Origin of the sequence: Actinacidiphila sp. bgisy167, assembly GCF_965342175.1 — a bacterium.
Taxonomy (GTDB): domain Bacteria; phylum Actinomycetota; class Actinomycetes; order Streptomycetales; family Streptomycetaceae; genus Actinacidiphila.
This window is the reverse complement of sequence record NZ_CBDRBL010000032.1, coordinates 1-24,393: the sequence shown is the minus strand read 5'-3', so window position 1 is coordinate 24,393 and position 24,393 is coordinate 1. Positions and strand designations below refer to the sequence as shown.

The 24,393-nt window shown below is 72.9% G+C and carries 22 protein-coding genes; 7 read left to right on the top strand and 15 right to left on the bottom strand.

Features of this window, described 5'->3' with window-relative positions; genetic code table 11:
• Positions 1 to 37 precede the first annotated feature (37 nt).
• Positions 38 to 505: a MarR family winged helix-turn-helix transcriptional regulator gene (locus tag ACRWND_RS15130; RefSeq protein WP_431949384.1), complete on the bottom strand. Its 468-nt coding sequence runs from the start codon at positions 503 to 505 to the stop codon at positions 38 to 40.
• 95 nt (positions 506 to 600) lie between these two features.
• On the opposite strand from ACRWND_RS15130, the gene ACRWND_RS15125 reads away from it, so the two are divergent.
• Together ACRWND_RS15125 and ACRWND_RS15120 are read left to right on the top strand one after the other, a co-directional pair.
• Positions 601 to 2,406 (top strand): ABC transporter ATP-binding protein, encoded by a 1,806-nt coding sequence (locus ACRWND_RS15125; protein WP_431949382.1) that lies wholly within the window; start codon positions 601 to 603, stop codon positions 2,404 to 2,406.
• Between the two features lie 779 nt (positions 2,407 to 3,185).
• The gene (locus ACRWND_RS15120; RefSeq protein ID WP_431949380.1) at positions 3,186 to 4,841 is read left to right on the top strand and encodes a bifunctional 3'-5' exonuclease/DNA polymerase; all 1,656 of its coding nucleotides are present in this window, start codon (positions 3,186 to 3,188) and stop codon (positions 4,839 to 4,841) included.
• Between the two features lie 11 nt (positions 4,842 to 4,852).
• On the opposite strand, the gene ACRWND_RS15115 is transcribed toward ACRWND_RS15120, so the two are convergent.
• The 3 genes from ACRWND_RS15115 to ACRWND_RS15105 are packed head-to-tail and all read right to left on the bottom strand — an operon-like array spanning position 4,853 to position 7,805.
• Positions 4,853 to 5,500 (bottom strand): LutC/YkgG family protein, encoded by a 648-nt coding sequence (locus ACRWND_RS15115; RefSeq protein ID WP_431949378.1) that lies wholly within the window; start codon positions 5,498 to 5,500, stop codon positions 4,853 to 4,855.
• The gene (locus tag ACRWND_RS15110; protein ID WP_431949376.1) at positions 5,497 to 7,044 is read right to left on the bottom strand and encodes a LutB/LldF family L-lactate oxidation iron-sulfur protein; all 1,548 of its coding nucleotides are present in this window, start codon (positions 7,042 to 7,044) and stop codon (positions 5,497 to 5,499) included. The genes ACRWND_RS15115 and ACRWND_RS15110 overlap by 4 nt, the downstream gene beginning before the upstream one ends.
• The gene (locus tag ACRWND_RS15105; RefSeq protein ID WP_431949374.1) at positions 7,041 to 7,805 is read right to left on the bottom strand and encodes a (Fe-S)-binding protein; all 765 of its coding nucleotides are present in this window, start codon (positions 7,803 to 7,805) and stop codon (positions 7,041 to 7,043) included. The genes ACRWND_RS15110 and ACRWND_RS15105 overlap by 4 nt, the downstream gene beginning before the upstream one ends.
• Positions 7,806 to 7,992: 187 nt before the next feature.
• Between ACRWND_RS15105 and ACRWND_RS15100 the strand changes: the two genes are divergently transcribed.
• Both ACRWND_RS15100 and ACRWND_RS15095 read left to right on the top strand, forming a co-directional pair.
• The gene (locus ACRWND_RS15100; RefSeq protein ID WP_431949372.1) at positions 7,993 to 8,313 is read left to right on the top strand and encodes an L-rhamnose mutarotase; all 321 of its coding nucleotides are present in this window, start codon (positions 7,993 to 7,995) and stop codon (positions 8,311 to 8,313) included.
• A 229-nt stretch (positions 8,314 to 8,542) separates the two neighbouring features.
• Positions 8,543 to 9,568 carry a LacI family DNA-binding transcriptional regulator gene (locus ACRWND_RS15095; RefSeq protein ID WP_431949459.1) on the top strand — a complete coding sequence of 342 codons (1,026 nt, stop codon included), beginning with the start codon at positions 8,543 to 8,545 and terminating at the stop codon, positions 9,566 to 9,568.
• Between the two features lie 198 nt (positions 9,569 to 9,766).
• Here the strand turns inward: ACRWND_RS15095 and ACRWND_RS15090 are convergent, their stop codons facing one another.
• From ACRWND_RS15090 to ACRWND_RS15080, 3 genes are all read right to left on the bottom strand, one after another.
• Entirely contained in the window at positions 9,767 to 10,879 is a 1,113-nt protein-coding gene (locus ACRWND_RS15090) for an NAD(P)-binding domain-containing protein (RefSeq protein ID WP_431949457.1), read from the bottom strand.
• Between the two features lie 20 nt (positions 10,880 to 10,899).
• Positions 10,900 to 11,355 carry a hypothetical protein gene (locus ACRWND_RS15085; RefSeq protein WP_431949371.1) on the bottom strand — a complete coding sequence of 152 codons (456 nt, stop codon included), beginning with the start codon at positions 11,353 to 11,355 and terminating at the stop codon, positions 10,900 to 10,902.
• Positions 11,356 to 11,852: 497 nt separating this feature from the next.
• Complete coding sequence (locus ACRWND_RS15080; RefSeq protein ID WP_431949369.1) at positions 11,853 to 11,942, bottom strand: putative leader peptide; 90 nt, start codon at positions 11,940 to 11,942, stop codon at positions 11,853 to 11,855.
• A gap of 122 nt (positions 11,943 to 12,064) precedes the next feature.
• Between ACRWND_RS15080 and ACRWND_RS15075 the strand changes: the two genes are divergently transcribed.
• A complete protein-coding gene (locus tag ACRWND_RS15075; RefSeq protein ID WP_431949367.1) occupies positions 12,065 to 12,487 on the top strand; it encodes a secondary thiamine-phosphate synthase enzyme YjbQ in 423 nt (140 codons plus the stop codon).
• A gap of 277 nt (positions 12,488 to 12,764) precedes the next feature.
• On the opposite strand, the gene ACRWND_RS15070 is transcribed toward ACRWND_RS15075, so the two are convergent.
• The 4 genes from ACRWND_RS15070 to ACRWND_RS15055 all read right to left on the bottom strand — a co-directional run bounded on the left by ACRWND_RS15070 (position 12,765) and on the right by ACRWND_RS15055 (position 17,316).
• The gene (locus tag ACRWND_RS15070) at positions 12,765 to 13,469 is read right to left on the bottom strand and encodes an HAD family hydrolase (RefSeq protein WP_431949365.1); all 705 of its coding nucleotides are present in this window, start codon (positions 13,467 to 13,469) and stop codon (positions 12,765 to 12,767) included.
• Positions 13,470 to 13,608: 139 nt separating this feature from the next.
• Positions 13,609 to 15,816, bottom strand: a complete 2,208-nt coding sequence (locus ACRWND_RS15065; RefSeq protein ID WP_431949363.1) for a xanthine dehydrogenase family protein molybdopterin-binding subunit — start codon at positions 15,814 to 15,816, stop codon at positions 13,609 to 13,611.
• Positions 15,813 to 16,802, bottom strand: coding sequence for an FAD binding domain-containing protein (locus tag ACRWND_RS15060; protein ID WP_431949361.1), 990 nt, complete (start codon positions 16,800 to 16,802; stop codon positions 15,813 to 15,815). Before ACRWND_RS15060 ends, ACRWND_RS15065 begins: the two co-directional genes overlap by 4 nt.
• On the bottom strand, positions 16,789 to 17,316 hold the full coding sequence (locus tag ACRWND_RS15055) for a (2Fe-2S)-binding protein (protein WP_431949359.1): 528 nt from the start codon (positions 17,314 to 17,316) through the stop codon (positions 16,789 to 16,791). Before ACRWND_RS15055 ends, ACRWND_RS15060 begins: the two co-directional genes overlap by 14 nt.
• An 819-nt stretch (positions 17,317 to 18,135) precedes the next feature.
• Between ACRWND_RS15055 and ACRWND_RS15050 the strand changes: the two genes are divergently transcribed.
• Both ACRWND_RS15050 and ACRWND_RS15045 read left to right on the top strand, forming a co-directional pair.
• Positions 18,136 to 19,401 carry a nitric oxide synthase oxygenase gene (locus ACRWND_RS15050; protein ID WP_431949357.1) on the top strand — a complete coding sequence of 422 codons (1,266 nt, stop codon included), beginning with the start codon at positions 18,136 to 18,138 and terminating at the stop codon, positions 19,399 to 19,401.
• A gap of 78 nt (positions 19,402 to 19,479) precedes the next feature.
• Positions 19,480 to 20,514: a lactonase family protein gene (locus tag ACRWND_RS15045; RefSeq protein ID WP_431949355.1), complete on the top strand. Its 1,035-nt coding sequence runs from the start codon at positions 19,480 to 19,482 to the stop codon at positions 20,512 to 20,514.
• 99 nt (positions 20,515 to 20,613) lie between these two features.
• Here ACRWND_RS15045 and ACRWND_RS15040 read toward each other — a convergent pair whose 3' ends face one another.
• The 4 genes from ACRWND_RS15040 to ACRWND_RS15025 form a co-directional block, all read right to left on the bottom strand.
• Positions 20,614 to 21,489 (bottom strand): sirohydrochlorin chelatase, encoded by an 876-nt coding sequence (locus ACRWND_RS15040; protein WP_431949353.1) that lies wholly within the window; start codon positions 21,487 to 21,489, stop codon positions 20,614 to 20,616.
• A gap of 127 nt (positions 21,490 to 21,616) precedes the next feature.
• Entirely contained in the window at positions 21,617 to 22,456 is an 840-nt protein-coding gene (locus ACRWND_RS15035) for a phospholipid scramblase-related protein (RefSeq protein ID WP_431949351.1), read from the bottom strand.
• Positions 22,457 to 22,610: 154 nt separating this feature from the next.
• Positions 22,611 to 22,943 (bottom strand): LuxR family transcriptional regulator, encoded by a 333-nt coding sequence (locus tag ACRWND_RS15030; protein ID WP_431949349.1) that lies wholly within the window; start codon positions 22,941 to 22,943, stop codon positions 22,611 to 22,613.
• Positions 22,944 to 23,188: 245 nt separating this feature from the next.
• On the bottom strand, positions 23,189 to 23,659 hold the full coding sequence (locus ACRWND_RS15025; RefSeq protein ID WP_431949347.1) for an Hsp20/alpha crystallin family protein: 471 nt from the start codon (positions 23,657 to 23,659) through the stop codon (positions 23,189 to 23,191).
• Positions 23,660 to 24,393: the final 734 nt, after the last annotated feature.

Sequence of the window (24,393 nt, the reverse complement as noted above, 5' to 3'; positions counted from 1 at the left end):
CCAAGCGAGCTGTTCCCCGAGCGCCGTCCTGGGGGCCTCAGCAGCGGCCCGGCCCGGTGTCCAGGGCGGCGAGCAGCGCCGTCAGGGCGTCGCGCTGATCCGTGTCCAGGGGCGAGAGCAACTCCTCGGCCGCCGCCCGGCGGGCTCGGCGCAAGCGTCGCACGGCGTCGTCGCCCTCCTCGGTGAGCTCGATGCGCACCACCCTGCGGTTGGCCGGGTCGGGTGCCCTGCGCACGAGCCTCCGCTCCTCCAAGGCGTCGGTCAGGCTCGTCACCGCGCGCGGCACGACGTCCAGACGCTCGGCGAGGTCGGCCATGCGGGGCGCGGGTCCGTTCGCGACGAGGTGCGCGACCGTGCGCAGCATGCGCGCCTGGGCGGGGGTGATGCCGACCGGCTCCAGGTGACGCCGTTGTGCGCGGTGCAGCCGACGGGTCAGCCACAGCAACTGGTCGGCGAGACGCCCGGTGGTCTCGTCGGCGTCCGCGGCGGAGGTGCGGGAGTCCATGGTCGGAGCGTATCAGGATGCACTTCATTGTGAGTATAGGTAACAATAAACTACACTCGCACCGTCCTGCCCTGCCCGGACCTTTCGGAGGCCCTTTGCACCCCGATGAACCCCCGCGGTGGACCCCGCCGCCCAAGGACACGGCCCGGCCCACCGACGTCCGCCGCGTCCTGAGGCTCTTCCGGCCCTACCGCGGCCGCCTCGCCCTCGTCGGACTCCTCGTCGGCGCCGCCTCGCTCGTGTCGGTCGCCTCCCCCTTCCTGCTGCGCGAGATCCTGGACACGGCGATTCCCCAGGGCCGCACCGGGCTGCTGAGCCTGCTCGCCCTCGGCATGATCGCCACCGCCGTCCTCAACAGCGTCTTCGGAGTCCTGCAGACCCTGATCTCCACCACGGTCGGCCAGCGGGTCATGCACGACCTGCGCACCGCCGTGTACGAGCGGCTCCAGCGCATGTCCCTCGCGTTCTTCACCCGGACCCGCACCGGAGAGGTGCAGTCCCGCATCGCCAACGACATCGGCGGCATGCAGGCCACCGTCACCTCCACCGCGACCTCGCTGGTCTCCAACCTCACCAGCGTCGTGGCCACCGTCGTCGCGATGATCGCCCTCGACTGGCGGCTGACCATCGCCTCCCTGCTCCTGCTGCCGGTCTTCGTGTGGATCAGCCGAAGGGTCGGCACCGAGCGGAAGAAGATCACCACCCAGCGCCAGAAACAGATGGCCGCGATGTCCGCCATCGTCACCGAGTCGCTGTCGGTCAGCGGCATCCTCCTCGGCCGCACCATGGGACGCGCCGACTCCCTCACCCGCTCCTTCGCGGCCGAGTCCGACCGGCTGGCCGACCTCGAGGTGCGCTCCAACATGGCCGGCCGCTGGCGCATGTCCACCATCGGCGTCGTCATGGCCGCGATGCCCGCGCTCATCTACTGGGTCGCCGGCGTCGCCGTGCACCCGTCGGGCGGGACCGTCTCCATCGGCACGCTCGTGGCCTTCGTCTCGCTCCAGCAGGGACTCTTCCGGCCCACCGTCAGCCTGCTGTCGACCGGCGTCCAGGTGCAGACCTCGCTCCCGCTCTTCCAGCGCATCTTCGAATACCTCGACCTGCCCGTCGACATCACCGAGAAGGACGACCCCCTACGCCTGCCGCGCGTCCGCGGGGAGATCCGCTTCGAAGGCGTCGGCTTCTCGTACGACCCGGACGCGCCCGGACGCACCCTCGACGGCATCGAACTGACACTCCCGGCAGGCCGCAGTCTCGCCGTCGTCGGCGCCACCGGTTCCGGCAAGAGCACCTTGAGCTACCTCGTGCCCCGGCTCTACGACGTCACCGAAGGACGTGTGACGCTCGACGGCGTCGACGTGCGCGACCTGGCCTTCGACACGCTGGCCGCGTCGGTCGGCGTGGTCTCCCAGGAGACGTATCTCTTCCACGCCTCGGTCGCCGAGAACCTGCGCTTCGCCAAACCCGACGCCACCGACGAGGAGATCGTCGCCGCCGCACGCGCCGCGCAGATCCACGACCACATCGCGGGCCTGCCCGACGGGTACGACACCGTGGTCGGCGAGCGCGGATACCGCTTCTCCGGCGGCGAGAAGCAGCGCCTGGCCATCGCGAGGACGATCCTGCGGGACCCGCCGGTCCTCATCCTCGACGAGGCCACCAGCGCGCTGGACACCCGTACCGAGCGCGCGGTGCAGGACGCCGTCGACGCCCTCTCGGCGGGCCGCACCACCATCACCATCGCCCACCGGCTGTCGACCGTCCGCGACGCCGACCAGATCGTCGTCCTCGACCACGGCCGGATCGTGGAACGCGGCAGCCACGACGAACTGCTCGCCCTGGACGGCCGCTACGCCGCCCTGGTCCGCCGTGACGCCCGCCTGGCCCCTACGGCATGATCCTCGGCCGTGGGAGCCATCGCGGGGGCGGCACTCCCCGGCCACCGGCAGATCGAGGCCGACGCCTGGACCACGACCACGGCGACCTCGTCAGCGTCCACCGGTTCGACGCGCCGCCGGACATACCCGCGCCCTTGGAGGAACTGCCGCACCTGCGGCACGCTCTGGCCCACTACACGGCCCGGGCGGGCGGCGGCCTCGTCGAGGCCGACGTGCTGCACCCGGGGACGGTGCCCACACTGCGCCAGGTCCTCAAGGTCCCCCTGCCGGGCCGCCCCACGGGCCAGGCGTTCCTGGGCAGCTACACCCTGCCCCGCGCCTCTCGCAGCGCCGTCGAAGGCGCGGGCCCTGGAGCAGGGCGCCACCTGAACCCGCGAGGCAGGTGTCCTCGTCGAACTCGGCTCCGAGCGCTACTTCAGGCAGCATCCCTACGCCCCGGACCTGCGGCAGGGCCTGCCCTTCCACCGGGCCGACGCCCCTGCCCACGATGCGCGCTTCCCGGAGCACCCTCTCACCCGGGTCCGGGACGCGCTGGCCCAACTGGCCGTCTCCCTCCAGGCCCCGGACTTCGCGGCCCTGCCGCCCTTCACGCGGCCTGCCACCGCCCCTGGCTGAGGGCGGGGAACGGCGCGCTGAAGACCGCCGGAGGCGCCAGGCAGGCGCGTCCGGCCGCCGGCCACCGCCCGGCGCGGGCCGGGCGCCCCGCCACCGCGGGCAGCGCCCCGCAACACGGCGCACCTCGCGGCCGCGCTGTCGGTGCCCCCGTCTAGTCTCGAACGGTGACCTCGCCAAGGAGCCTGTCCGTCGCCGTCGTCGCCGATCCCCTGGGGATCGGCGGGCGGCTGCAGGCGCTGCGGGAGGACGGCACCCCGGACGGCTCCCCGCAGACCGTCGGCGACCTCGCGGCCGCCGTCGCCGAGCGCGAGGCCCGGGAGGCGCCGCGCTGGGTGTGGGCGGCGACCGACGAGATCTACCCGCCCTTGCTCGAACGGCTACCGGCACGCCTGGCCCGGTGCCACGACCTCAAGCTCGTCGAGGCCCTGCTGCTCGGTTCGGAGGAGCGCTGGGGCCTGCCCCGGTCGCTGGGCGCCGCCTGGGCGCGGCTGCGTGGGCCCCCCGTGCCGGACGAGGCACGAGAGGGCGGCCCCGACGACCAGCCGGTGCTCTTCGCCGCCGACCGCCAGCAGCTGCCGCCCGGCGCCGACCCGCTGGAGGCGGTGGTCGCCGTCCACGCCGACCAGCAGCGCCGCACCGCGCTGTCCGAACATCCCGACCGGATGCGCCTGCTGTGCGCCGCCGAGTCCGCAGGGGCCCTGGCCGCCGCCGAGATGAGCCGGGACGGCCTGCCCTGGAGCGCGGCCGCCCACGACGCGGTGCTCACCGGGCTGCTGGGTCCCCGTCCGGTGGGCGGTGTCCGCCCCAGGGTGCTGTCCGAGCTCGCCGCCGGCATCCAGGAGGCTCTGGGCCGCCCGGTGAACCCGGACTCCCCGGCCCAGTTGCTGCCCGCCTTCGAGCACGTGGGCGTGCGGATCACCTCGACCCGCTCCCATGTGCTGCGGGAGGTCGGACACCCGGCGGCCGCTCTGCTTCTGCGCTACAAGGAGCTCTCCCGCATCCACAGCGCCCACGGCTGGGCCTGGCGCGAACAGTGGGCTCCCAGCGGGCGGTTCCATCCCGAATACGTCGTCGGCGGTGTCGTCTCCGGCCGCTGGGCGACGCGAGGCGGCGGCGCCCTGCAGATCCCGCGGCAGCTCCGTGCCGCCGCGGTCGCCGACCCCGGGCACCGGCTGGTCGTCGCCGACGCGGGCCAGTTGGAACCCCGCGTCCTGGCCGCACTGTCCGGCGACCGCGGGCTGGCGGCGGCCGCTGCCGAGGGAGACCTCTACGCCGCCCTCGCGCGCACCGCCTTCGACGGCGACCGCGCACGGGCCAAACTCGGCCTCCTGGGCGCCATGTACGGCCAGACCAGCGGCGAGGTGGGGCCGCTGCTCGAGGTGCTGCGCCGCCGCTTCCCGGACGCCATGGGCCTGGTGGAGTCCGCCGCGCGCACCGGCGAGGGCGGCGGGGTCGTACGGTCGCACCTGGGGCGTACGTCGCCGGCCCCGCCGGCCGACCGGCAGGATCTGACCGACGCCCAGGCCCGCGCATGGGGCCGCTTCACCCGCAACTTCGTCATCCAGGCAACGGCGGCGGAGTGGGCGCTGGCCGTGCTGGCCTCCCTGCGCCGCCGTCTGACCGCGCTCGACGACCGGCCGCGCCTGGTGTTCTTCCTGCACGACGAGGTCATCGTGCACACACCCCAGGAGCTGGCCCCCGCGGTGGAGCGTGCGGTGGCGGAGTCCGCGGAGGAGGCCCGGCGCCTGCTCTTCGGGCCGACGCCGGTGCCCTTTCCGCTGCAGACTCATGCGGTCGAGTGCTATGCGGACGCCAAATGAGAGGTGCGTTGTCAGTCCGTGACGAGCACGACCTCCAGGGTGCGTGGCCCGTGGACGCCCTCGACCCGGTCGAGTTCGATGTCGCTGGTGGCCGAGGGGCCGGAGATCCACGTCAAAGGCCGGGCGGGATCGAGCCGTTCCAAAGCCTGCGGGACCGAGTCGACGACCTGGTCCGGGACGCGCACGACGACGACGTGGTGGTCCGGGACGAGGGTGATCCTGCGCCTGCCCTGGTCGGGCCCCGCGTCCAGCACGATGGTGCCGGTCTCCGCGATCGCCACCGCGCAGCCGGTGACGACGCTGTCGACGGCGTCGAGCTCGCGGGCCGTCAGCTCCGCGGAGTCGGCCACCCGCTCAACGCCCTGCACCGCGGAGAGCCACTGCTCGGGCAAGCCGGGCGGCACGACGACCCGTCGGGTGCCGCGCGCCGCCAGCAGGCCCGCGAGCCGGCCCGGGAGCTCCTCGACGGTGGCGCGGTGGACGATCGCACGGTAGTCGGCGAGGTTCTCGGCCAGGAGGTCGGCGGTCTGCGCCGCGTCCCGCCGCCCGTGGACGCGCAGATAGCCGCGGTCCACCACGCCGCGCGCGGGCGCCGCGCCCTGCGGCGCGTCGGCGAGGGCACGACGGATCCGCCCCAGGATCTGGTCACGGGTGCTCACTTGCCGCCCTCCCCGTTCTCGGTGCTGATGCCGGCGCTGGTAGCGGTGCCGTCTCCGATGCGGGCGCCGGGGCCCGCGGCACCCGCACCGCGGGTGCGCTGCCACCAGTCGCGGAAGGACTCCGCCGGCACCGAGGGGACGTCCCGGGTGTCGGTCCACGCCTTGCCGGGCCCGGGCAGCCGCCGGGGGTGGAACCTGCGGGTCCGCGCCGCGAGCCGCTGGCCGGCGCGCAGCGCCGCCGGGTGGTCCAGGGTCCAGCGCGCCGCGCGCATGGCCGCCCGCTCGGCCGCGTGCCCCTTGGCGGGCCGGAGCGTCACCCTGTTGCCGCCCCGGGTCGTCTCGCCGCCCTGTACGACGCGTTCCCGCAGGTGGACGAGGACCTCCGGGATGTCGATGGCGACCGGGCACACCTCGTAACAGGCGCCGCAGAGGGAGGAGGCGTAGGGCAGCGAGGCGTCGAGCGCGGTGTCCGTGCCGCGGAGCTGCGGGGTGAGGATGGCGCCGATCGGCCCCGGATAGGCGGAGCCGTACGCGTGTCCGCCGGCCCGCTCGTACACCGGGCAGACGTTGAGGCAGGCGGAGCAGCGGATGCAGCGAAGAGCCTGCCGCCCCACCTCGTCGGCGAGGGTGTCGGTACGGCCGTTGTCGACCAGGACGAGGTGGAAGGTGCTCGGTCCGTCCTCGTCCGTCGTGCCGGTCCAGGTGCTCGTGTAGGGGTTCATCCGCTCCGCCGTGGAGGAGCGCGGCAGGAGCTGCAGGAACACCTCGAGGTCCTGCCAGCTCGGCAGCACCTTCTCGATGCCGACCACCGAGATCAGGGTCTCGGGCAGCGTCAGGCACATGCGGCCGTTGCCCTCGGACTCCACCACGACCAGGGTGCCGGTCTCGGCGATCATGAAGTTGGCGCCCGAGATGCCGACCTTGGCGCGCAGGAACTTCTCCCGCAGATGGAGCCGTGCCGCCTCGGCGAGTTCGGCGGGGGAGTCGGACAGCTCCTCGGGAGCGGGACGCCCCCAGCGCCCCATGGCGTCGGTGAAGATGTCGCGGATCTCGGAACGGTTGCGGTGGATCGCGGGCACGAGGATGTGGCTCGGCCGGTCGTCGCCGAGCTGCACGATCAGCTCTGCCAGGTCCGTCTCGTAGGCCGAGATGCCGGCCTCGGCCAGCGCCTCGTTGAGGCCGATCTCCTGGGTCGCCATGGACTTGACCTTGACGACCTCCCGCTCGCCGGTGGCGCGCACCAGGTCCGTCACGATCCGGTTCGCCTCGTCGGCGTCGGCCGCCCAGTGCACGGTGCCGCCCGCGGCGGTGACCGCCTCCTCCATCTGCACCAGGTAGTGGTCGAGATGGGCGAGGACGTCGTCCTTGATCTGCTTGCCCGCGGTGCGCAGTTGCTGCCAGTCGTCGAGTTCCGCGACGGCACGGGCCCGCTTGTCCCGGATGGTGTGGGTGGCGTGCCGCAGGTTGCCGCGCAGCGTGCTGTCGCGCACCGCCTCGCCGGCGGCGACGGGGAAGGCGGGCATGCCCAGATAGGTGCCGCTCATCGGATGCCTCCGTAGGGCTGTTCCTCGGTCGACGCGAGGATTTCCGCGAGGTGTACCGGCCGGACCTCGGAACCGAGTCGGGCGAGAGTGCCGCCGATGTGCATCAGGCAGGAGTTGTCCACCGTGCACACGGCGCGCGCGCCGGTGGAGGTGATGCTGCGGGCCTTGTCCGCGCCCATGGCGGCGGAGACGGCCGCGTTCTTGACGGCGAAGGTGCCGCCGAAGCCGCAGCACTCCTGCGCGCCGGGCAGCTCGACCAGCTCCAGCCCCTTCACATGGCTGAGCAGTTCCAGCGGACGGCGGCCCAGTCCCAGCATCCTCAGGCCGTGGCAGGTCGGATGATAGGTGACCGGGTAGGGGAAGTAGGCGCCCACATCCGTCACCTTGAGCACATCGGTGAGGAACTCGGTCAGCTCGTAGGTGCGCGGCACGACGAACTCGGCGATGGCGGCAAGACCGTCCCCGCGCCCTTCCGCGCGGGCCCGCTCCCCGATGCGGGGGTAGTTGTCGCGCACCATCGCGGCGCAGGAGCCGGAGGGGGTGACGATGTAGTCGTAGCCCTCGAAGGCCTTGGCGTACCGCTTGACCAGGGGCTCCGTTTCGTGGCGGTAGCCGGTGTTGAACTGCGGCTGGCCGCAGCAGGTCTGCGCGGCGGGGAAGTCCACGGTCAGCCCCAGCCGCTCGAGCAGGGTCACGACGGCCTTCCCCGTCTCGGGGTAGAGCGTGTCGTTCACACACGTGACGAACAGCGCTACGCGCATGGGGCCTCCTCACGGTCGGCACGGCCACCCGTGAGCTCATACTGCCGCATGCGCCCCGCACCAGGGGGCAGAGATCGGATGTCTGCGGGTCGCAGAGGGTGCCATTGACGAGCCATGTCGGGGTGTCCTAACGTCCCTGCCATCGATTGAAACCTTTCATATCAGACCCGAGAGGCCAGGGCCGACCGTGCAGCGCGTCTGTTTCCTGTTGAAGGTCCGCGAGGACCGGCTCGCCGAGTACCGCGAGCGCCACGCCGCCGTCTGGCCCGAGATGCTGGACGCGCTCTCGGCGGCCGGCTGGCACAACTACTCGCTCTTTCTCCGCGAGGACGGCCTGCTCGTCGGCTATCTGGAGACCGAGGACTTCGCGGCCGCCCAGGCGACCATGGCGGCGACCGAGGTCAACGCCCGCTGGCAGGCGGAGATGGCGGACTTCTTCGAGGCGCTGGACGGGTCCCGGCCGGACGAGGCCATGCGGCCGCTCACGGAGGTCTTCCACCTGGCCTGACGGGGCCGCCCTGCCCGTAAGGGGACGCAGCCCCGCCCCGGAAGCCGCCGACCCGCCTCCCGGCCGTCCGTTACCGAGCCGATCGCACTGTTCCGCCAGAGCGGACCCGGCTCCCGTCCTCAGGTCCTTGGAACACAGTGTGCCCCCGCGCCGTCCTCCTGTGCGTAGCATGTCTTCTCAGGCCTGCGGCGGGCGGGCGGCAGGAGGTAGGGCGGAACTCGTGACACGGATGGTGGGGATCAAGGACGTCGCCCGGCAGGCGGGCGTCTCGGTCGGCACGGTGTCGAACGTGATCAACCGGCCCGACATGGTCTCCGAGGACACACGGGCCCGTGTGCTGTCGGTCATCGAGCAACTCGGCTATGTACGCAGCGAGTCCGCCCGGCAGCTGCGAGCGGGCCGCAGCAGGATCATCGCGTTGCTCGTTCTCGACATGGCCAACCCCTTCTTCGTGGACGTCGCCTCGGGGGCCGAGCGGGCCGCCCGGGAGGCGGGGCTCGGCGTGATGCTCTGCAACAGCGGTGAGAGCCCGGCGGAGGAGGCCGACTACCTGGGGCTCTTCGCCGAGCAGCGGGTGCGCGGCGTCCTTGTGACGCCCGCGGACACCAGCGGCCGGAACATCTCCTCCTTCCGGCGGCACAACATCCCCTTCGTCTTCGTGGACCGCGTCGTGCCGAGCGCGGAGGCCTGCTCGGTGTCCGTGGACGACGTCGAGGGCGGCCGGCTCGCGGTCGACCACCTCATCGAGCGCGGCCACGAACGCATCGTCTACGTGAGTGGTCCGATGCATCTCGCCCAGTGCCAGGACCGGCGCGCCGGTGCCCTGGACGCGCTCGCCGCCGCGGGCCTCCCCGCCGAGTCCCTGGCGCACATCGAGGCCGAGCGGCTCGACGTCCCCTCAGGACGCGATGCCGGCGCCCGCCTGTTGGGGATGGCCAACCGCCCGACCGCGGTCTTCTGCGCCAACGACCTGCTCGCTCTCGGCGTGCTGCAGGCCCTCTATGCCGCGGGCATCGCGGTTCCCGAGGAGATCGCGCTGGTCGGCTACGACGACATCGAGTTCGCGGCGGCGGCCGCGGTGCCGCTCACCTCCGTGCGGCAGCCGGCGTACCGGATGGGCCGGGCCGCGGCGGACCTGCTCATCGAGGAGACCGGGGAGGCGGCCGAGGAGCACGAGCACCGGCGCATCGTCTTCCAGCCCGAACTCGTCGTACGCGCCTCCACCCTCGGAAGGGGCGCCCGGACCGCGCGCTGAGCCTTCGGCGCAGCGCGCCGTGTCCGGCAGCGTCACGGGCCGGGGCCGGCCGATCCGCCGGGGCCCGTGTGCTCTGCGCCGGTCGAGGGCGCGGGGCGTCGCCGAGGAGTGCGCCGCCGTAGGTCCGGCCCATGCCGGGCGCCCCCTCCACGGAGAGGCCGCCGCCACCTCGCGCGGCGCCGAGAGCCGGTCCCGGGCTCAGCAAGCGGCGGCCGCCGGCTCCGGCTCCGGGACCCCGCCCGGAGCCCGGTCGAGTCCGCGCAGATAGGCGCGGATCTCACGGACCGCGCTGCGGCCGGCCCGGTTGGCGCCGATCGTGCTCGCGGAGGGGCCGTAACCGATGAGACGGACACGGGGGTCGGCGGCGACCTGGGTGAGCCCCTGCAGCCGGATGCCGCCGCCGGGCCCGCGCAGGCGCAGCGGGGCGAGGTGGTCGAGCGCCGCCCGGAAGCCGGTGGCCCACAGAATGGCGTCGGCCGAGACGTGCCGGCCGTCCGCCCAGCTCACGCCGTCCTGGGTGATCCGCTCGAACATGGGGAGGCGTTCGAGGACGCCGCGCTCACGGGCGCGCTCCATCGCCTCGGTCATGGGAAGTCCCGTCACGCTGACGACGCTCTGCGGCGGCAGACCGCGCCTGACGCGCTCCTCGACCAGCGCGACCGCGGCTCGCCCCTGCTCCTGCCCGAAGGGGCCGCCGCGGTAGACCGGGGGCCGCCGGGTGACCCAGGTCGTCGCTGCCGCGCCGCCCGGTTCGTGGAGCTCCATCAGAAGTTGGACGGCGGAGGTGCCGCCGCCGACGACGACGACGTGCTTCCCGGCGAACTCCTCCCTCCCGCGGTATCCCGCCGTGTGCAGCTGGCGGCCGCGGAAGGTCTCCTGGCCCGGGTAGCGGGGCACGAAGGGCCGGTCCCAGGTCCCGGTGGCGTTGATCAGTGCGCGGGCCGCCCAACTGCCGGCTCCGGACTCGACGATCAGCCGCCCGCGCGGGCCCTCGTGGACGGCGGAGACGTCGACCGGACGGTGCACCCGCAGGTCGAAGGTGCGCTCGTAGCGGTCGAAGTACTCGGCGACGACCTCGGCGGACGGCCGGTCGGGGTCGGCGCCCTCCAGTGCCATGCCGGGCAGCGAGTGCACCCCGTGCGCCCTGCCGTACGTCAGCGTCGGCCAGCGGAACTGCCAGGCGCCGCCGGGACCAGGGGAGTGGTCGAGGACGACGAAGTCCTCCTCGGGCCGCAGCCCGGCCCTACGCAGGAAGTAGGCCCCGGACAGCCCGGCCTGCCCGGCCCCGATGACGGCGACATCCACGTCCACATGGTTCACGACCAGAGCAACTACGCGCGTTCGCGGAAGCTTCCCGAGGACGCCTCGCCGCGCAGCCGGGCCACGCGCGCGGCGGCCTCCTCCAGGCGGGACAGCGGCAGGTCGCCGTCGGCGACCGCGCGGGCGGCCGCGGTACGGATGGCCTCCTGGACTCCCTCCCCGCAGCCGGGTCCGAGCTGGAGCAGGTCGACGCCCGAGAGCCAGGCCAGGACGGCCGCGCCGGGCACGCCCCAGCCCTCGACGACCTCGTCCGTGTCGAGTGGCTCGCTGATCACGACCGTGACGTCGCCGTACTCCTCCCGCAGCAGCTCGGTGGCCGTGGGCCCGCTGAGGGCGGCCGCGACGCCGATGGTGACCGCCCCGGCCCGCTCCAGTGCGCGCCGGAGCCATTGCGGCGGTCTGCGGGTCCGGCCGACGGGCAGCAGGCAGGCGTCGACCAAGGCGGCGACACGGTGCGGTGCGTACACGTGGGTCCCCCTCTGGCGCTCCAGCGGGCGCTGCCGACCCTATCCCGAAGGAGGCTAATGGTCCAGACCAATTCGGTGTCGGCTGCCCGGGTCAGGACGGCCGTTCGTCGCCCGGCGCGTTCAGCCGCCCCTGGAGAGCAGTAGCGGCGCCCCGCTCTCTGCGGACGCCGGACGGCTGGTCGCCCGGGGAACGCGCGCGGCCGGCGCCCGATCGAGCAGCCCCCGGCGGCCAGTTCGGGCATGATGCACGACGTCCGGCCGGGACCTCGACAGGTGCCGGAGAGATGCCCGGCCGCTTTGCTGATGCCCATGGGAGGAGCCACGTAGGGGAGGCGGCGAGCGTCCGCGCACGCCCGTCGGTACGCGGAACCGGACGGGCCAGCCCAGGTATGGGCGCTACGACTCGTCAAGAGCGTACGGGGGCCGGTGCGGAAGGGCGCACCAAGGTGCGGAGAAGCGCGCGGAGGAAGAAGGGCGCGCGACAGGGCGGGGAAGCGTCAGCAGCCGCGGCGACAGGGGGCGGAGGCCACTCGCCGCAGGTCGATGTGACCGCGCGTGGTGAACAGAACGGGACGCGACGTGTGCACGACGGTAGCCAGGCCGCCCGAGCGGCGTCACGGCGTCAACGGCGTCTCCGCCATTGGAACGCCCGTCGCCGACCCCCTGACCCCGGCACGCGCGGCACCGCCGCGTGGGCCACCATGGTCACATGGCCGACGCTTTCTCCACCCGCACCATTGATGTCACCACCGGCAGCCGCGAGACGGTCCACGACCTCACCGGCGCCTGCGCCGACTTCCTCGACGGCGTCGCCCGCGGACGCGACGGGCTGCTCAATGTGTTCGTCCCGCACGCCACCGCGGGGATCGCCGTCCTCGAGACCGGCGCGGGCAGCGACGACGACCTGCTGGCCGCGCTCCGCGACCTGCTGCCCGCCGACGACCGCTGGCGCCACCGGCACGGCAGCCCCGGTCACGGCCGGGACCATGTGCTGCCCGCCCTCGTCCCGCCGCACGCCACCCTCCCGGTGGTCGGCGGCCGGCTGGAACTCGGCACATGGCAGTCCGTCGTCCTGGTCGACACCAACCGCGACAACCCCCGGCGCCAGGTCCGGCTGAGCTTCCTCGGCTGACCAAGTAGCCGGTGGGAGGTGCCGCGCCGTCAGGGAAGGCGACGTCGCGGCATCTCACATCACAAGCGCCTCATGGAGCCCGCACCAGGACGGCGCTTCGGGGTGAGGCCCGGCGATGCTGTTGGTTGTCTTGACGGAGTTCGGCGGCCACCAACCGCGACGACCTCCGTGTCAGGTCCGGCTGTGTTTCCGCTGCTGAGGCCCCTCGGCTCCCACGTCCCGGCCGAACGACGACCGGCGAGCGCTACCGGCCGGACATGGCGGCCCTGCGTGCCGGTCAGTCCCGGCCGGCTGCCCGTCCGCCGGTCTGCCGGGCCGTCAGCCAGTCCATGACCCCCCGGGCGTCGAAGGCGTCCTGCCCTCCGCGCACCAGCAGGCCGGCTGTCGCGAAGGCGGGGTCGTCAGCCTGCGCCGCAAGGTAAGGGACGGCGACGCACCGCATCCCCGCCCGGTGCGCGGCCTGGGCGCCGGGCGGCGCGTCCTCGACGACCACGCAGTCCGCCGGGTCGACGCCGAGCCGCCGCGCCGCCTCCAGGAAGACGTCCGGGGCGGGCTTGCCGTGCTCCACCTCCTCCGCCGACACCACGGTCGGCAACCGGACGTCGAGCCCGGTGCCGGCCAGCACCGCCCGGATCGCCTCCCGGGAGGATCCCGAGGCCACCGCCATGGGGTGCCCCGCCTTCGCCAGCAACTCGACGAACGCCCGCATCCGCGGGAACACGTCGGTGGCCCCGCGGGCGAGCTCCAGGTAGATCCGGTTCTTGCCGTCCAGCAGCTCCTGGACGGGCGCCGACAGGCCGTACTCCTCGCGCAGGACCTCCAGCGTCTCCTTGGTGCCGATGCCGATGAAGCGCCGGTGCTGCTCCCATGTGTAGTCGTGCACGCCGTGCGACGCCAGCAGCCGCCGGCCCGCCTCGAAGTAGTGCGGCTCGCTGTCCACAAGGGTGCCGTCGAGGTCGAATATCACCGCGGGGAGCGTCATGCCCCCAGCATGCCAAGCCGGCGTCCACGGCGTCGTCCGGCCGTCGGGGTGAGCAGGCCGCCGCGGACGGGAACGCCTCCGGCGGTCCCCGATGATCCCGGCCGCGGCATGCCGTGCCGACGACGGCGTGCCGCGCCGGTCAGAGCAGGTTGTCGAGGGTGATCGGCAGGTCGCGCACGCGCCTCCCGGTGGCGTGGTGGACGGCATTGGCGATGGCGGGTGCGATGCCGACCAGGCCGACCTCGCCGACACCCTTGGTGCCGGTCGGCGTGCCGCGGTCGGGTTCGCCGACGAAAATCACGTCCAGCTCGGGGATGTCGGCGTTCACGGCGACGAGATAGTCGCCGAACGTCCCGTTGGCGATGCGCCCGGTACGCGGATCGGTGACGGTGTCCTCGAACAGGGCCATGCCGATCCCGCCGACCGTCCCGCCGATGATCTGGCTCCTCGCCGTCTTCTCGTTGACGATGCGGCCACCGTCGATCGCGGACACCACCCGGGCGACCCGGACGATCCCGAGGTCGGCGTCGACGCGCACCTCCACGAACTTCGCGCCGTAGGCCCCGGCCAAGGACATGCCGATCTCGTCCGGGTCCGGGGGCGTGCTGCTGCCGGTCGCCGTGAGCTGGGGAATCTCGTGCCGGGACAGGATGTCGGCGTACGACTCCCCGCGGTCCGGGCGGCCGACGAGGTGGACCCGGCCCCCGGAGACCTCGACGTCCGCGGGGGAGGCGCCCCGCAGCGGGGAGTCGGCGTCCCCTCGCGCCAGGTCCGCGAACAGCCCCATCAGCCTGCGGCAGGCGTCGTGCACGGCGTTGCCGAGCGCGCCGGTCAGCCCTGAGCCGCCCGCCATCATCGAGTCGGGCATGTCGGAGTCCCCCAGGTCGAAGCGGACCTTCTCCAGGGGCAGGCCCAGTTCCTGGGCGGACAGCTGCGCCATCACGGTGTACGTGCCGGTGCCGATGTCGGTCGCCGCACTGCGCACGAACGCGCTGCCGTCGCGGTTGACAGTGGCCTCGGCCATGCACGGCGTGGCGAAGTACGGGAACATCGCGCTCGCCATGCCGTAGCCGACGAGCCAGTTCCCCTCGCGCATGGACCGCGGCTCCGGGTTCCGCTCCGACCAGCCGAAGCGCCGCGCGCCGGCCTCGTAGCACTCCAGGAGCGCCTTGCTGGACCAGGGCAGCCCGTTGCGCGGGTCGACCTCGGTGTGGTTGCGGATCCGCAGTTCGAGCGGGTCCATGCGCAAGGCGTACGCCAGCTCGTCGAGGGCCGACTCCAGCGCGAAGCTGCCCTGCGCCTCCGCGGGGGCGCGCATCGACGTCGGCACCGCGATGTTGAGCTTGGCCTGCTCGTCCCGGGTGATCACGTTCGGACACCGGTAGGCGTAGGAGGTGCCGTGGGAGAACGGCTCGAAGTCGTTGTCCTCCATGCTGAGCGAGCTGAGGCTGCGGTGGTCGAGGGCGACCAGTTCGCCGTCGCGCGACGCGCCCACGCCGATCCACTGGACCCCGCTCGGACGGTGCCCGACGGAGGTGAACATCTGCGGCCGGGTCAGCACGAGCTTCACCGGGCGCTTGGCGGCGCGGGCCGCCATGGCGGTGAGGATCACGTGCGGCCACGCCCGCAGTCCGGCGCCGAAGCCGCCGCCCACATAGGGCACGAGTACGCGCACCGAGCTCTCGGGGATACCGAAGACCATGGCTAGGGTGGTGCGCACCATCGACGGCCACTGGCTGGTGTCGTGGACGGTGAGGGTGTCCTCCTCCCACGCGGCCAGCGTGGCGAAGAGCCCGAGCGGGTTGTTGGTGTTGTCGGCCGTGACGTACGTACCGCGCACGACGACGTCGGCGGTCTCCAGAGCGGCGCCTGCGTCGCCCCGCGAGTGGTCCATCTCCCACGGGTCCACCAGGTGCTGCGCCCGCGGGTCCTGCAGGTCCAGCAGCGGCTCGGTGGCCTCGTACTCCGCGTGCACCAGCCGTGCCGCGGCGGCGGCCTGTTCCGGCGTCTCGGCCACCACGAAGGCGATGTGCTGCCCGTGGTGGATCACCCGGTCGTCGCGCAGCGGGGCGGGCGGGGCCTCGCCCAGCACCGTCGTGGGGCCGGTGCCGACCCGCGGGGCGTTCTCGTGCGTGAGCACCGAGATCACGCCTGGTGAGCCTTCGGCCTCCGCGGTGTCCATGCGGACGATCCGGCCCGCGGCGACGGTGCTCTGCACCAGGGCGCCGTACGCCTGGCCGGGCACGCTGAAATCCATGGGGTAGGGGGCGGCGCCGGTGACCTTGCGCGGTCCCTCGACCCGGTTGACGCCCGCGCCGACCAGGGGCCTGCTCTCGACGGTGCTCATGCCGTCACTCCTGACACTGTCTGCAGCTCGCGAACGAGGGTCCGGCGGGCCAGCGGCACCTTGAACGCCGTGCCGGGCACCGTCCAGGCGTCGCGCATCGTCGCCTCGGACGCGTCCCGGAAGGTGGCCGACGTGGCGGGCGCGCCGGTCAGCACATGCTCGGCCTCGTACGCCCGCCAGGGCTTCGTGCCCACCCCGCCCAGTCCGATCCGGGCCTGACGGATCGTGCCCTCCTCGATGACGAGCACCACGGCGGCCGAGGTCAGCGCGAACTCGTACGACATCCGGTCGCGGACCTTGAGGTAGCCCGAACGGGCGGACGGCGGCGGGAGCGGGATCTCCACCTCGGTGATCAGCTCGGCGTGCTCTAGGACGTTCTCCCGCTCGGGGCTCTCGTCGGCGGTGATGTAGAAGTCCGTCAGCGGGACGCTGCGCCGGCCGGACGGGCCGTGGATGTGGACGACGGCGTCGAGCGCCACCAAGGCGACGGCGAGGTCGGAGGCGTGCAGCGCGATGCAGTTCTCGTTCGCGCCCAGCACGGCGTGCATCCTGGCCGCGCCCAGCACGGCCGCACATCCTGTGCCCGGCGCGCGCTTGTTGCACTCGAGCACCGTGGGATCGCGGAAGTAGCGGCAGCGGGTGCGCTGCAGCAGGTTGCCGCCGATGGTCGCCATGTTGCGCAACTGCACCGAGGCGCCCATCAGGAGGGACTCGCGCACCACCGGCAGCCGTTCGGCGACCGTGGCGTCGGCGGCCAGCTCCTCCATCGTGGCCAGCGCCCCCACGTGGAGCGCCTCGCCGCGCCGCTCGATGCCGTGCAGGGGGAGCCGGGTGATGTCGATCAGCGTCGGCGGCTCGAGCACCCCGTCCTTCATCAGGTCCAGCTGGGTCGTGCCGCCCGCGAGGCAGGACGCCGAAGGGTCCTCCGCCAGCTTCCGCACGACCTCCTGGGTGTCGGTGGCCCGTACATACTCAAACGCGCGCATCGTGACCTCCACCGGACGCGGCCTCGCGGATCGCGGCCACGATGTTGGGATAGGCGCCGCAGCGGCACAGGTTGCCGCTCATGAACTCGCGGATCTCCTCGTCGGAGCCGGCCCGGCCCTCGGTCATCAGCGCCACCGCCGACATGATCTGCCCAGGGGTGCAGAAGCCGCACTGGAAGCCGTCGTGATCCATGAAGGCCTGTTGCACCGGGTGCGGTCCGTCGGTGCCGGTGACGCCCTCGATGGTGGTGATCGCCTGGCCCTCGGCCTGTGCGGCCAGCGTCAGACAGGAGAGCACCCTCCTGCCGTCGAGGTGCACCGTGCACGCTCCGCAGGCTCCCTGGTCGCAGCCCTTCTTGGTGCCCGTCAGGCCGAGCCGGTCCCGCAGGGCGTCCAGGAGTGTGACCCGGGTGTCCAGGCGCAGGGTGTAGGTCCGGCCGTTGACGTCGAGTGTCACGACACGCTCGATGGTTGCGGGACGGTCCACGTCCCGCTGGTGCGCCACGTCCCTCATCGCGTCCTCCTCCGGACGGGTCGGATACGACTCGAGCCCCTCCTGGGGCGGATCCGGTGAGTTGGTTCGTCAGGCGTTATTAAAGGTGGGTTCGGCCATTTCGCGTCTATAGAGACGGCTTTCCTCTCAAATATACGCCGAACAAGTGTTTCGGCATGGGTAGCGGCCCTGGCAGCTGCGGCCCTGTTCTGCCGGCCTTGCCTGCCCCCTTCGCGCTCGGCGGTCTCGCGCCACCGCAGGACTCGCCCTGAGGGCGTCGCGTCGTCGCCTCCCGATGCCTGTGCCTGTCCTGTGTGCCCCACCGTGCGTGTCCGCGGCGTCGAAGCCGAGGGCCCACTGTTCGTGCCGCTGCACGCGGCGGGGGCGGAGCGGCGCCCAGGCGTTTGGGGCGGCCACGGCAGAGGGCGCGGGGTCGCGGGTCCCACCCGTACCCGGGCGCCGCCGCCTTTCAGTGCCGCGCCGCGGCGCAGACCGCACGATCGGTGACGGCTTGCGGTCCTGCCGGATTCATGCACACCCTCGGATCGATCGAGACCGGTAGCGGTCGAGCCATGACCGGCTGTGTCCGACGCAGGGCGGGATGTCGTCAATTCATCTGATGCGGCGATCCGTTCGGCGGCGCGTGCCAGGATGACTGACTCCGGACAGCGGTCATACCGATTCCAGTCTCGTGCCGTACCCGCGGACCGTGAGGAAACGCTCCGCGCAGGACGGTCTTGGGGGGTGCCAGGCGTGCTGAGGTTTCTGCGCCGTACCGAGGGAAAGAACGAACGCCACGCCGGACCGGGCCGGGTCTCGCCCGCGTCGGAGCATGCGCGGATGGACGGCCCGGAGCCGCTGGCCGGGTGCCCGGCCGGGCACCCGCAGCCGGTGGAGGAGGGCGCCGACGCCTGGCGCCCGCAGGACGCGGTGTCCGCCTGCCCCGTCGGCGGCGCGGCCGGGCGGGACGGCGCCCCGGCCGTCCGGCACAAGGACGTGGACGTCCGCGCCCTGGCCACGGACTTCATCCTGCAGTACCACCGCGAACTACCCGGCGGCGACCGCGACCCGCGGCGACGGCTGGCCGCGGTGCTCGATGAGATCGACGAGACGGGCACCTACCGGCACACCGGCGAGGAACTCGTCTTCGGCGCGCGCGTCGCCTGGCGCAACAGCAACCGCTGCATAGGACGCCTGTACTGGAACTCCCTGCAGGTCCGCGACCGCCGCCACATCGCGACCGCACACGGGGTGGCCCGGGAGGCCGCCGCCCATCTGAAGGTCGCGACCAACGGCGGGCGCATCCGCCCGGTGATCACCGTCTTCGCCCCGGACACCCCGGAGCGCCCCGGCCCGAGGATCTGGAACGACCAGCTCATCCGTTACGCCGGCTACTCCCGGCCCGACGGCGGAGTGCTCGGCGACCCCGGCAACACCGGCATCACCGAGGCGGCGCGGAAACTCGGCTGGCCCGGCGGCCCCGGCACACCCTTCGACGTCCTGCCGCTGATCGTGCAGGGCGGGTCCGAGCCGCCGCGCCACTTCCCGCTGCCGGCCGACGCGGCGCTCGAGGTGCCCATCGGGCACCCGGAGTTCGACTGGCTGGCGGAGTGGGGCCTGCGCTGGCACGCCGTCCCGGCCGTGTCCTCCATGTGCCTGGAGATCGGCGGCGTCTGCTACCCGGCGGCACCCTTCAACGGCTGGTACATGGGCACCGAGATAGGCGCCCGCAACCTCGCCGACACCGATCGCTACGACCTCCTGCCGCGCTTCGCCGAGCGGCTCGGCCTGGACACCACGAGCGACCGCTCGCTCTGGCGCGACCGCGCCCTGGTCGAGCTCAACCGCGCCGTCCTGCACTCCTTCGACCGCGCCGGCGTCAGCATCACGGACCACCACACCGAATCCCGCCGCTTCCTCTCCCACATCGAGCGGGAGGAGCGCAAGGGCCGGTCGGTGCCCGCCGACTGGTCGTGGATCGTGCCGCCCATCTCGGGCTCGGCCACGGGTGTCTTCCACCGCTACTACGACACCGGCGACCTGACGCCCGCCTATGTCCACCACCCCGAGTCACTCGCCCTCTCCCGCGGCGAGGCGCTGGTGTGACGGGGGCAGCGGGATCGGTTTCCGGCCACTGCGTTACTCTCAGCCGCCGTACAGACAACCTGCGGAAGAGGTACGGCAGTGGCCGGGCACGTTTACATCGGGTCGTTCACTTCGGCGGGCGGCAAGGGACTGACCACCGCCGCCGTCGACCCCGACTCTGGAGCGCTGACGCTGCTGGGCGCCGACTCCTCGGTGGGGGACCCCTCCTTCCTCGCGCTCTCCAAGGACCGCGGCCTGCTCTACACCGTCAGTGAGGCCGAGGACGGCGGCGCTGCCGTGTTCTCGCTGGCCGACCCCGCCCGCCCCGAACTGCTGGGCGCCACCGTGCCGGTGCGCGGTGCCTCCCCGACGCATCTGTGCCTGCACCAGGGCCACCTGCTCACCGCCAACTACGCCTCCGGCACCGTGAGCGTGCTGCCGCTCGGGGACGGCGGCGCGCTCGGGGCGCCGCGCCACATCCTGCAGCACGAGGGCGACGGACCGAACCCGGAGCGCCAGGAGGGACCGCACGCCCACATGGTGCTGCCCGACCCCTCCGGGCGCTGGGTTCTCAGCGTGGACCTCGGTACGGACTCCGTGCGGGTCTGCGCACTCGACGCGGACAGCGGGGAGCTGGAGGTGGAGCGCGAGATGGGTCTGCGCTCCGGCACCGGACCGCGCCACCTCGCCTTCCACCCCCGCGGCGACCGCGCCTACGTCATGAACGAGCTGGACTCCGTGGTGACGGTGTGCCACTGGGACGCCCGGATCGGCCGGCTGACGCCCGTCGCCGAGGTCTCCGTGCTGCCCGCCGGCGCCTCAGGCCCGAACTACCCCTCCGAGCTGGTCGTCTCCGCCGACGGCCGGTTCGCCTGGGCCGCCAACCGCGGTCACGACAGCATCGCCGTGCTCTCCGTCGACGGGAGCGGAGACCGGCTGGAGCTGCTGGAGACCGTGCCCTGCGGCGGCGAGTGGCCGCGCCACCTGACGCTCGACCCCGCGGGGAAGCGGCTCTACGCGGCCAATGAGCGATCGGGCGACGTCAGCTGGTTCGACGTGGACCCGGCCACCGGCACACCCACGCTCGCGGGGTCGGTGGCCGTACCGGCCGCGTCCTGTGTGCTCTTCGGCTGACGACAGCTGCCTCGTACGCGCGACGGCGGGCTGGCGGCCGCCCCGGAATCCCGGGCGGTCGCCAGCCCGCCGTCGTCGAGCGTCTGACGCTCCGCGGGCTCAGACCAGCGGAGCACCCTGCACCGGTTGGGCCACGCCGAGGGCCGCCGTGTAGGTGGTCACGAGCAGCTTGCCGATGGCCGGGTAGGGGCCCAGCGCGTCGGCAGAGGAGCAGTCGGCCTCCTTGGCGGCGTCGTGCAGGACCTCGGGGGCGACCTCTGGACCGATCACGTACGGCGCGAGCGCCAGAGTGGTCGAGCCGGAGGAACGCAACTGCTCGGCGGCCGCGGCGACCGAGCCCTCGATGTCCAGCGCGGCGGCCAGCACCGGCACCGCGAGGCGCGCGGCCAGCAGCAGCCCCGTCACGCCCGCGGCCTGGACGGCTTCCTCGCCGCCGACGGTGGCCAGGATGATGCCGTCGGCGGCCGTGGCGACCGTGAACAGGCGGGCGCGGTCGGCGCGTGCCAGGCCGGCCTCCGAGAGGCGCACGTGCAGCGCCTCGGCGAGCAGCGGGTGAGGGCCGAGCACGTCGGTCACCTCGGCCGCGGCACGGCTGTCCGCCACCGCCTGGCGCACGCGGCGCATCACCGAGGCCTCGGGGCCGGCCAGCAGCGGGACCACCACGGCCGCGGGAGCCTCGTCGCCGCGCTCGGAGGCAGCCTGGGCCAGCACCGATTCGAGCGTCGGGAACTCCTCGCCGTCGCCGTCGACGTAGCCGATGCGCGGGTCGAGACCGGACAGCTCGATACGGGCGATGCTGACGATCTCCTCCGCCAGACTCCGTATCGCGGAGGAAGGGGTACCGGGCACGGCGAGGACCAGCGCGGGGGCGCCCTCGGGCGCGGTCAGCGGCTCCGGCCGCCGGTGCCGTCCGGGCTGGCGGGGGCGGGGCATACGAACGGGCAGGCCGGCTGCGGGGCCTTCGGCAGTGCTCATGGCGAGGCATGCTAGTGCCTTTGCGCGGTCGGTTGTTCGGGCGGGGCCGTCGCAGGCGTCACCTGTCCGGTTCTGTCCTGATACGGCGCCGGGTCCGCGCCACTCCGGCACCGTATGCGTGTTCCGCTCAGCCGAGGCCGCGCGAGTCCTGTTTGAGAGCGGTGTCCACGGTGAGCGCGGAGGCGACGACCATGCTCAGCAGGGGTTCGGCCAGCGGTCGGTGGATCTTCAGGACGTAGTTGTCGGCCGTGGTGAACATCGTCTTCGCCAAGCCCTCCCACGTCTTGGTGATCCGGGCGACCTCGGCGCCGGTGTGGTCGACGACGGCGAAGTTCCAGGCGCGCCAGTTCTCGGCTTTGATGGCGCCGATCTTCTGGCCGTTCACCTCGAAGGAGAAGTTGATTTTTCCGATGGCGTTCTGCTGGACGATCTCGCCCAGCGTCGTGCCGTCGGCGCGCTGCACGATCACCTTCGACTTGATGAACTTCGCGGGGCGCGTCAGCAGCAGTTGCGGCCGACCGTGCGCGTCGCGGACCTCCAGGCGCACCGACAGGAACTGGTCGACGCTCGAGACGAACCGCAGCACCTTGCGCGCGGTGCTCTGGCCGACCTGGACGACGGAGCCGAGCTGGCGCCCCTGCTGGTCGAAGACGCTGTACTCGTTGTTCAGCTCGATGAGCTTGGCCTTCTGGTTGACGACCAGCACAGGCTCGCTGAAGAGTGTCCCCCCGCCGTGGCCGGTGGGGGCCACGCCCGCCTGCTGCTGCACCTGGCGCTGGACGCGCGAGGGGTCGGGGGCGCCGTCGACGCCGAGCTCCCAGGGGCTCGCCGTGGCCTGCGGCGGGACCTGGGCGCCGCCCGGGTGGGTGTGTTCCGTCCACCGGAATCCGTCCCAGTAGCGCAACAGGTCGTGCGTGCCGTGCGGGTCCTGGTACCAGCCCGCCGGGGTGTTCGATCGCGTTGTCACCCACGCAGAGTAACGCCCCCTCCGTCAGGGCAGCCGCGGGCGGTGTTCGATGAGGCGAGCGGAGCCTGCCGCGCATGTCCTCGGACTCCGGCTGACGGAACGTCACGGACACGGCCTCGTCCGGCCCGCCGACCTGTTGCTGAGCGACCCGGCGTCAGCCGCGTTCGGCGACCGTGAGGAGCACCGCCGCGTCTTCGACGGCCTGCAGACTGTGGCGGGCCTCGGGGACGCTGATCAGGTCACCGTTCCGCCCCTCCCAAGAAGCGTCGCCGCTGGTCAGCCGCACACGTCCGCGCAACACCAGCAGGGTGGCCTCGCCGGGGTTCTCGTGTTCGGCGAGGGCGGCGCCGGCGGTCAGCGCGAGGAGTGTCTGGCGCAGGGAGTGTTCCTGACCGCCGTAGACCGTGGCCGCGCTGCGCCCCGAGGAGGCGGCTGCGGCGTGTTCCAGGTGCTCGCGGGCGAGCGCGTCGAGCGAGAGCTTCTGCATGCTTCCGGTCCTCCTGTCTTCGCCGGATGAGACCGCCGCCGGCCGCCGTGATCAGACGCGTGCGCGGCGTCGGTGCGGCTGGTGGCGGTCACATCGCGCGAAGACGGGCCGCGCCGATGGTGCGGCGCCGAGCGCAGTCTCTCAGCGCCGCTCGTCCGCGGCCGCGGACGACGCGTTCTACCCCCGTCCGGGGACGTCGGCCACGCCGGGCCGTGACCGGGGCGCCAGGTGGGACGGGGCGCCCGTCAGCCTCCGGTGATCTCGACGTGCCGGGGCTTGGCGCTCTGGGACTTGGGTACGGTGACGGTCAGAACGCCGTCCGCCAACTGAGCCTTGACCTCCTCGGCGTTGACGCTGGTGGGCAGCAGGGCACGGTACTCGAAGCGTCCGGTCCGCCGGGTGCTGCGGCGCAAAATGCCTTCGCGTTCGCGCTTCTTGTACTCCCCGGTGATGCGCAGGTGCTGGTCGTCCACCTCGACGTCGATGTCCTCGCGCGTGATGCCGGGCAGCTCGGCCTCGATCACATAGGCGTCTTCGGTCTCGTGCATGTCCGCAAGGGGCGACGAGGCGCCTGGGCCGGTCGCGGCGGCCGAGGCCAGCAGCTCGTTCATGCGGCTGAAGAGTTCGTCGAACTCGGATGCCATCGGCTCGCCCCAGCCGAGGGCGGGAAACCCTTCCATGAGCCGGCCGGGCCGGCGGTGGGCGGGCACGGTCATCGCGGTTCACCTCCGCGACTGGACAGTAGTGTTCTTGTCTCCATAGTGCGCCCGGCCTGACGGGCGGAGCCAGTCGGAGACGTCTCTCGATGACCAGCCGCGGCCCGCGACGGGGGCATCCGGGGTCCCGCTGTCATCACGGCAGCCAGGACCGTGCAACCCCGCGCCGGCCTCAGCCCGACCTCGCAGCTCGCGCCGTTCACCGCCGCACCGGTCGAGGAACCTGCTCGGACCCGACCTGGAGGGCGCGTACGTCGCGCCGCGGGCTGCGGAACGGACGGCCGACCCGCAACTGTGCGCCCGGTTCACGGACTTCCTGGTCACCGAACTGGGCGACAGGACCCGTCCTTCGCACGTGCGGGGCATCGGGACTTCCACGCATCGCCTGGATACCGCCCTGCGCCGGGCCCGCGCACAGCCCTGTGCGAGTCCCGCACGGATGTGCGCGGCTACTCCTGGGTGACCGGTGTGCCGGGCGGGCTCGCGACCCCTCTGGGGGGCCCGGAGTCTCGCGGGCACGGGGACGTTGCGGCAGCTGCGTGGCGGGGGGTTGCCGACGCGGGCGACCGAGAGGCTCGCTGCTCACGACAGCTAAGAGGTCTGCGCGGATAGGCGGGGTGGAGAAAGGAGCGGGTCGAGGGCCGAGTTTGGCAAGGCGGAGAAGGGAGACGCAGCGGAGCTGCGGCGACCGACGACAACGCCGCCAGGCGAGAGCCATCGACCCGCGACGCCGG

What these genes read in the sequence shown, in the direction of transcription:
- ACRWND_RS15130 (WP_431949384.1), bottom strand. Translation starts at nt 505, where the DNA reads ATGGACTCCCGCACCTCCGCCGCGGACGCCGACGAGACCACCGGGCGT.
- ACRWND_RS15050 (WP_431949357.1), top strand. Translation starts at nt 18,136, where the DNA reads ATGGACGGCCCGGAGCCGCTGGCCGGGTGCCCGGCCGGGCACCCGCAG.
- ACRWND_RS15105 (WP_431949374.1), bottom strand. Translation starts at nt 7,805, where the DNA reads ATGCGCGTAGCGCTGTTCGTCACGTGTGTGAACGACACGCTCTACCCC.
- ACRWND_RS15060 (WP_431949361.1), bottom strand. Translation starts at nt 16,802, where the DNA reads ATGCGCGCGTTTGAGTATGTACGGGCCACCGACACCCAGGAGGTCGTG.
- ACRWND_RS15065 (WP_431949363.1), bottom strand. Translation starts at nt 15,816, where the DNA reads ATGAGCACCGTCGAGAGCAGGCCCCTGGTCGGCGCGGGCGTCAACCGG.
- ACRWND_RS15025 (WP_431949347.1), bottom strand. Translation starts at nt 23,659, where the DNA reads ATGACCGTGCCCGCCCACCGCCGGCCCGGCCGGCTCATGGAAGGGTTT.
- ACRWND_RS15030 (WP_431949349.1), bottom strand. Translation starts at nt 22,943, where the DNA reads ATGCAGAAGCTCTCGCTCGACGCGCTCGCCCGCGAGCACCTGGAACAC.
- ACRWND_RS15070 (WP_431949365.1), bottom strand. Translation starts at nt 13,469, where the DNA reads ATGACGCTCCCCGCGGTGATATTCGACCTCGACGGCACCCTTGTGGAC.
- ACRWND_RS15055 (WP_431949359.1), bottom strand. Translation starts at nt 17,316, where the DNA reads ATGAGGGACGTGGCGCACCAGCGGGACGTGGACCGTCCCGCAACCATC.
- ACRWND_RS15095 (WP_431949459.1), top strand. Translation starts at nt 8,543, where the DNA reads ATGGTGGGGATCAAGGACGTCGCCCGGCAGGCGGGCGTCTCGGTCGGC.
- ACRWND_RS15040 (WP_431949353.1), bottom strand. Translation starts at nt 21,489, where the DNA reads ATGAGCACTGCCGAAGGCCCCGCAGCCGGCCTGCCCGTTCGTATGCCC.
- ACRWND_RS15110 (WP_431949376.1), bottom strand. Translation starts at nt 7,044, where the DNA reads ATGAGCGGCACCTATCTGGGCATGCCCGCCTTCCCCGTCGCCGCCGGC.
- ACRWND_RS15075 (WP_431949367.1), top strand. Translation starts at nt 12,065, where the DNA reads ATGGCCGACGCTTTCTCCACCCGCACCATTGATGTCACCACCGGCAGC.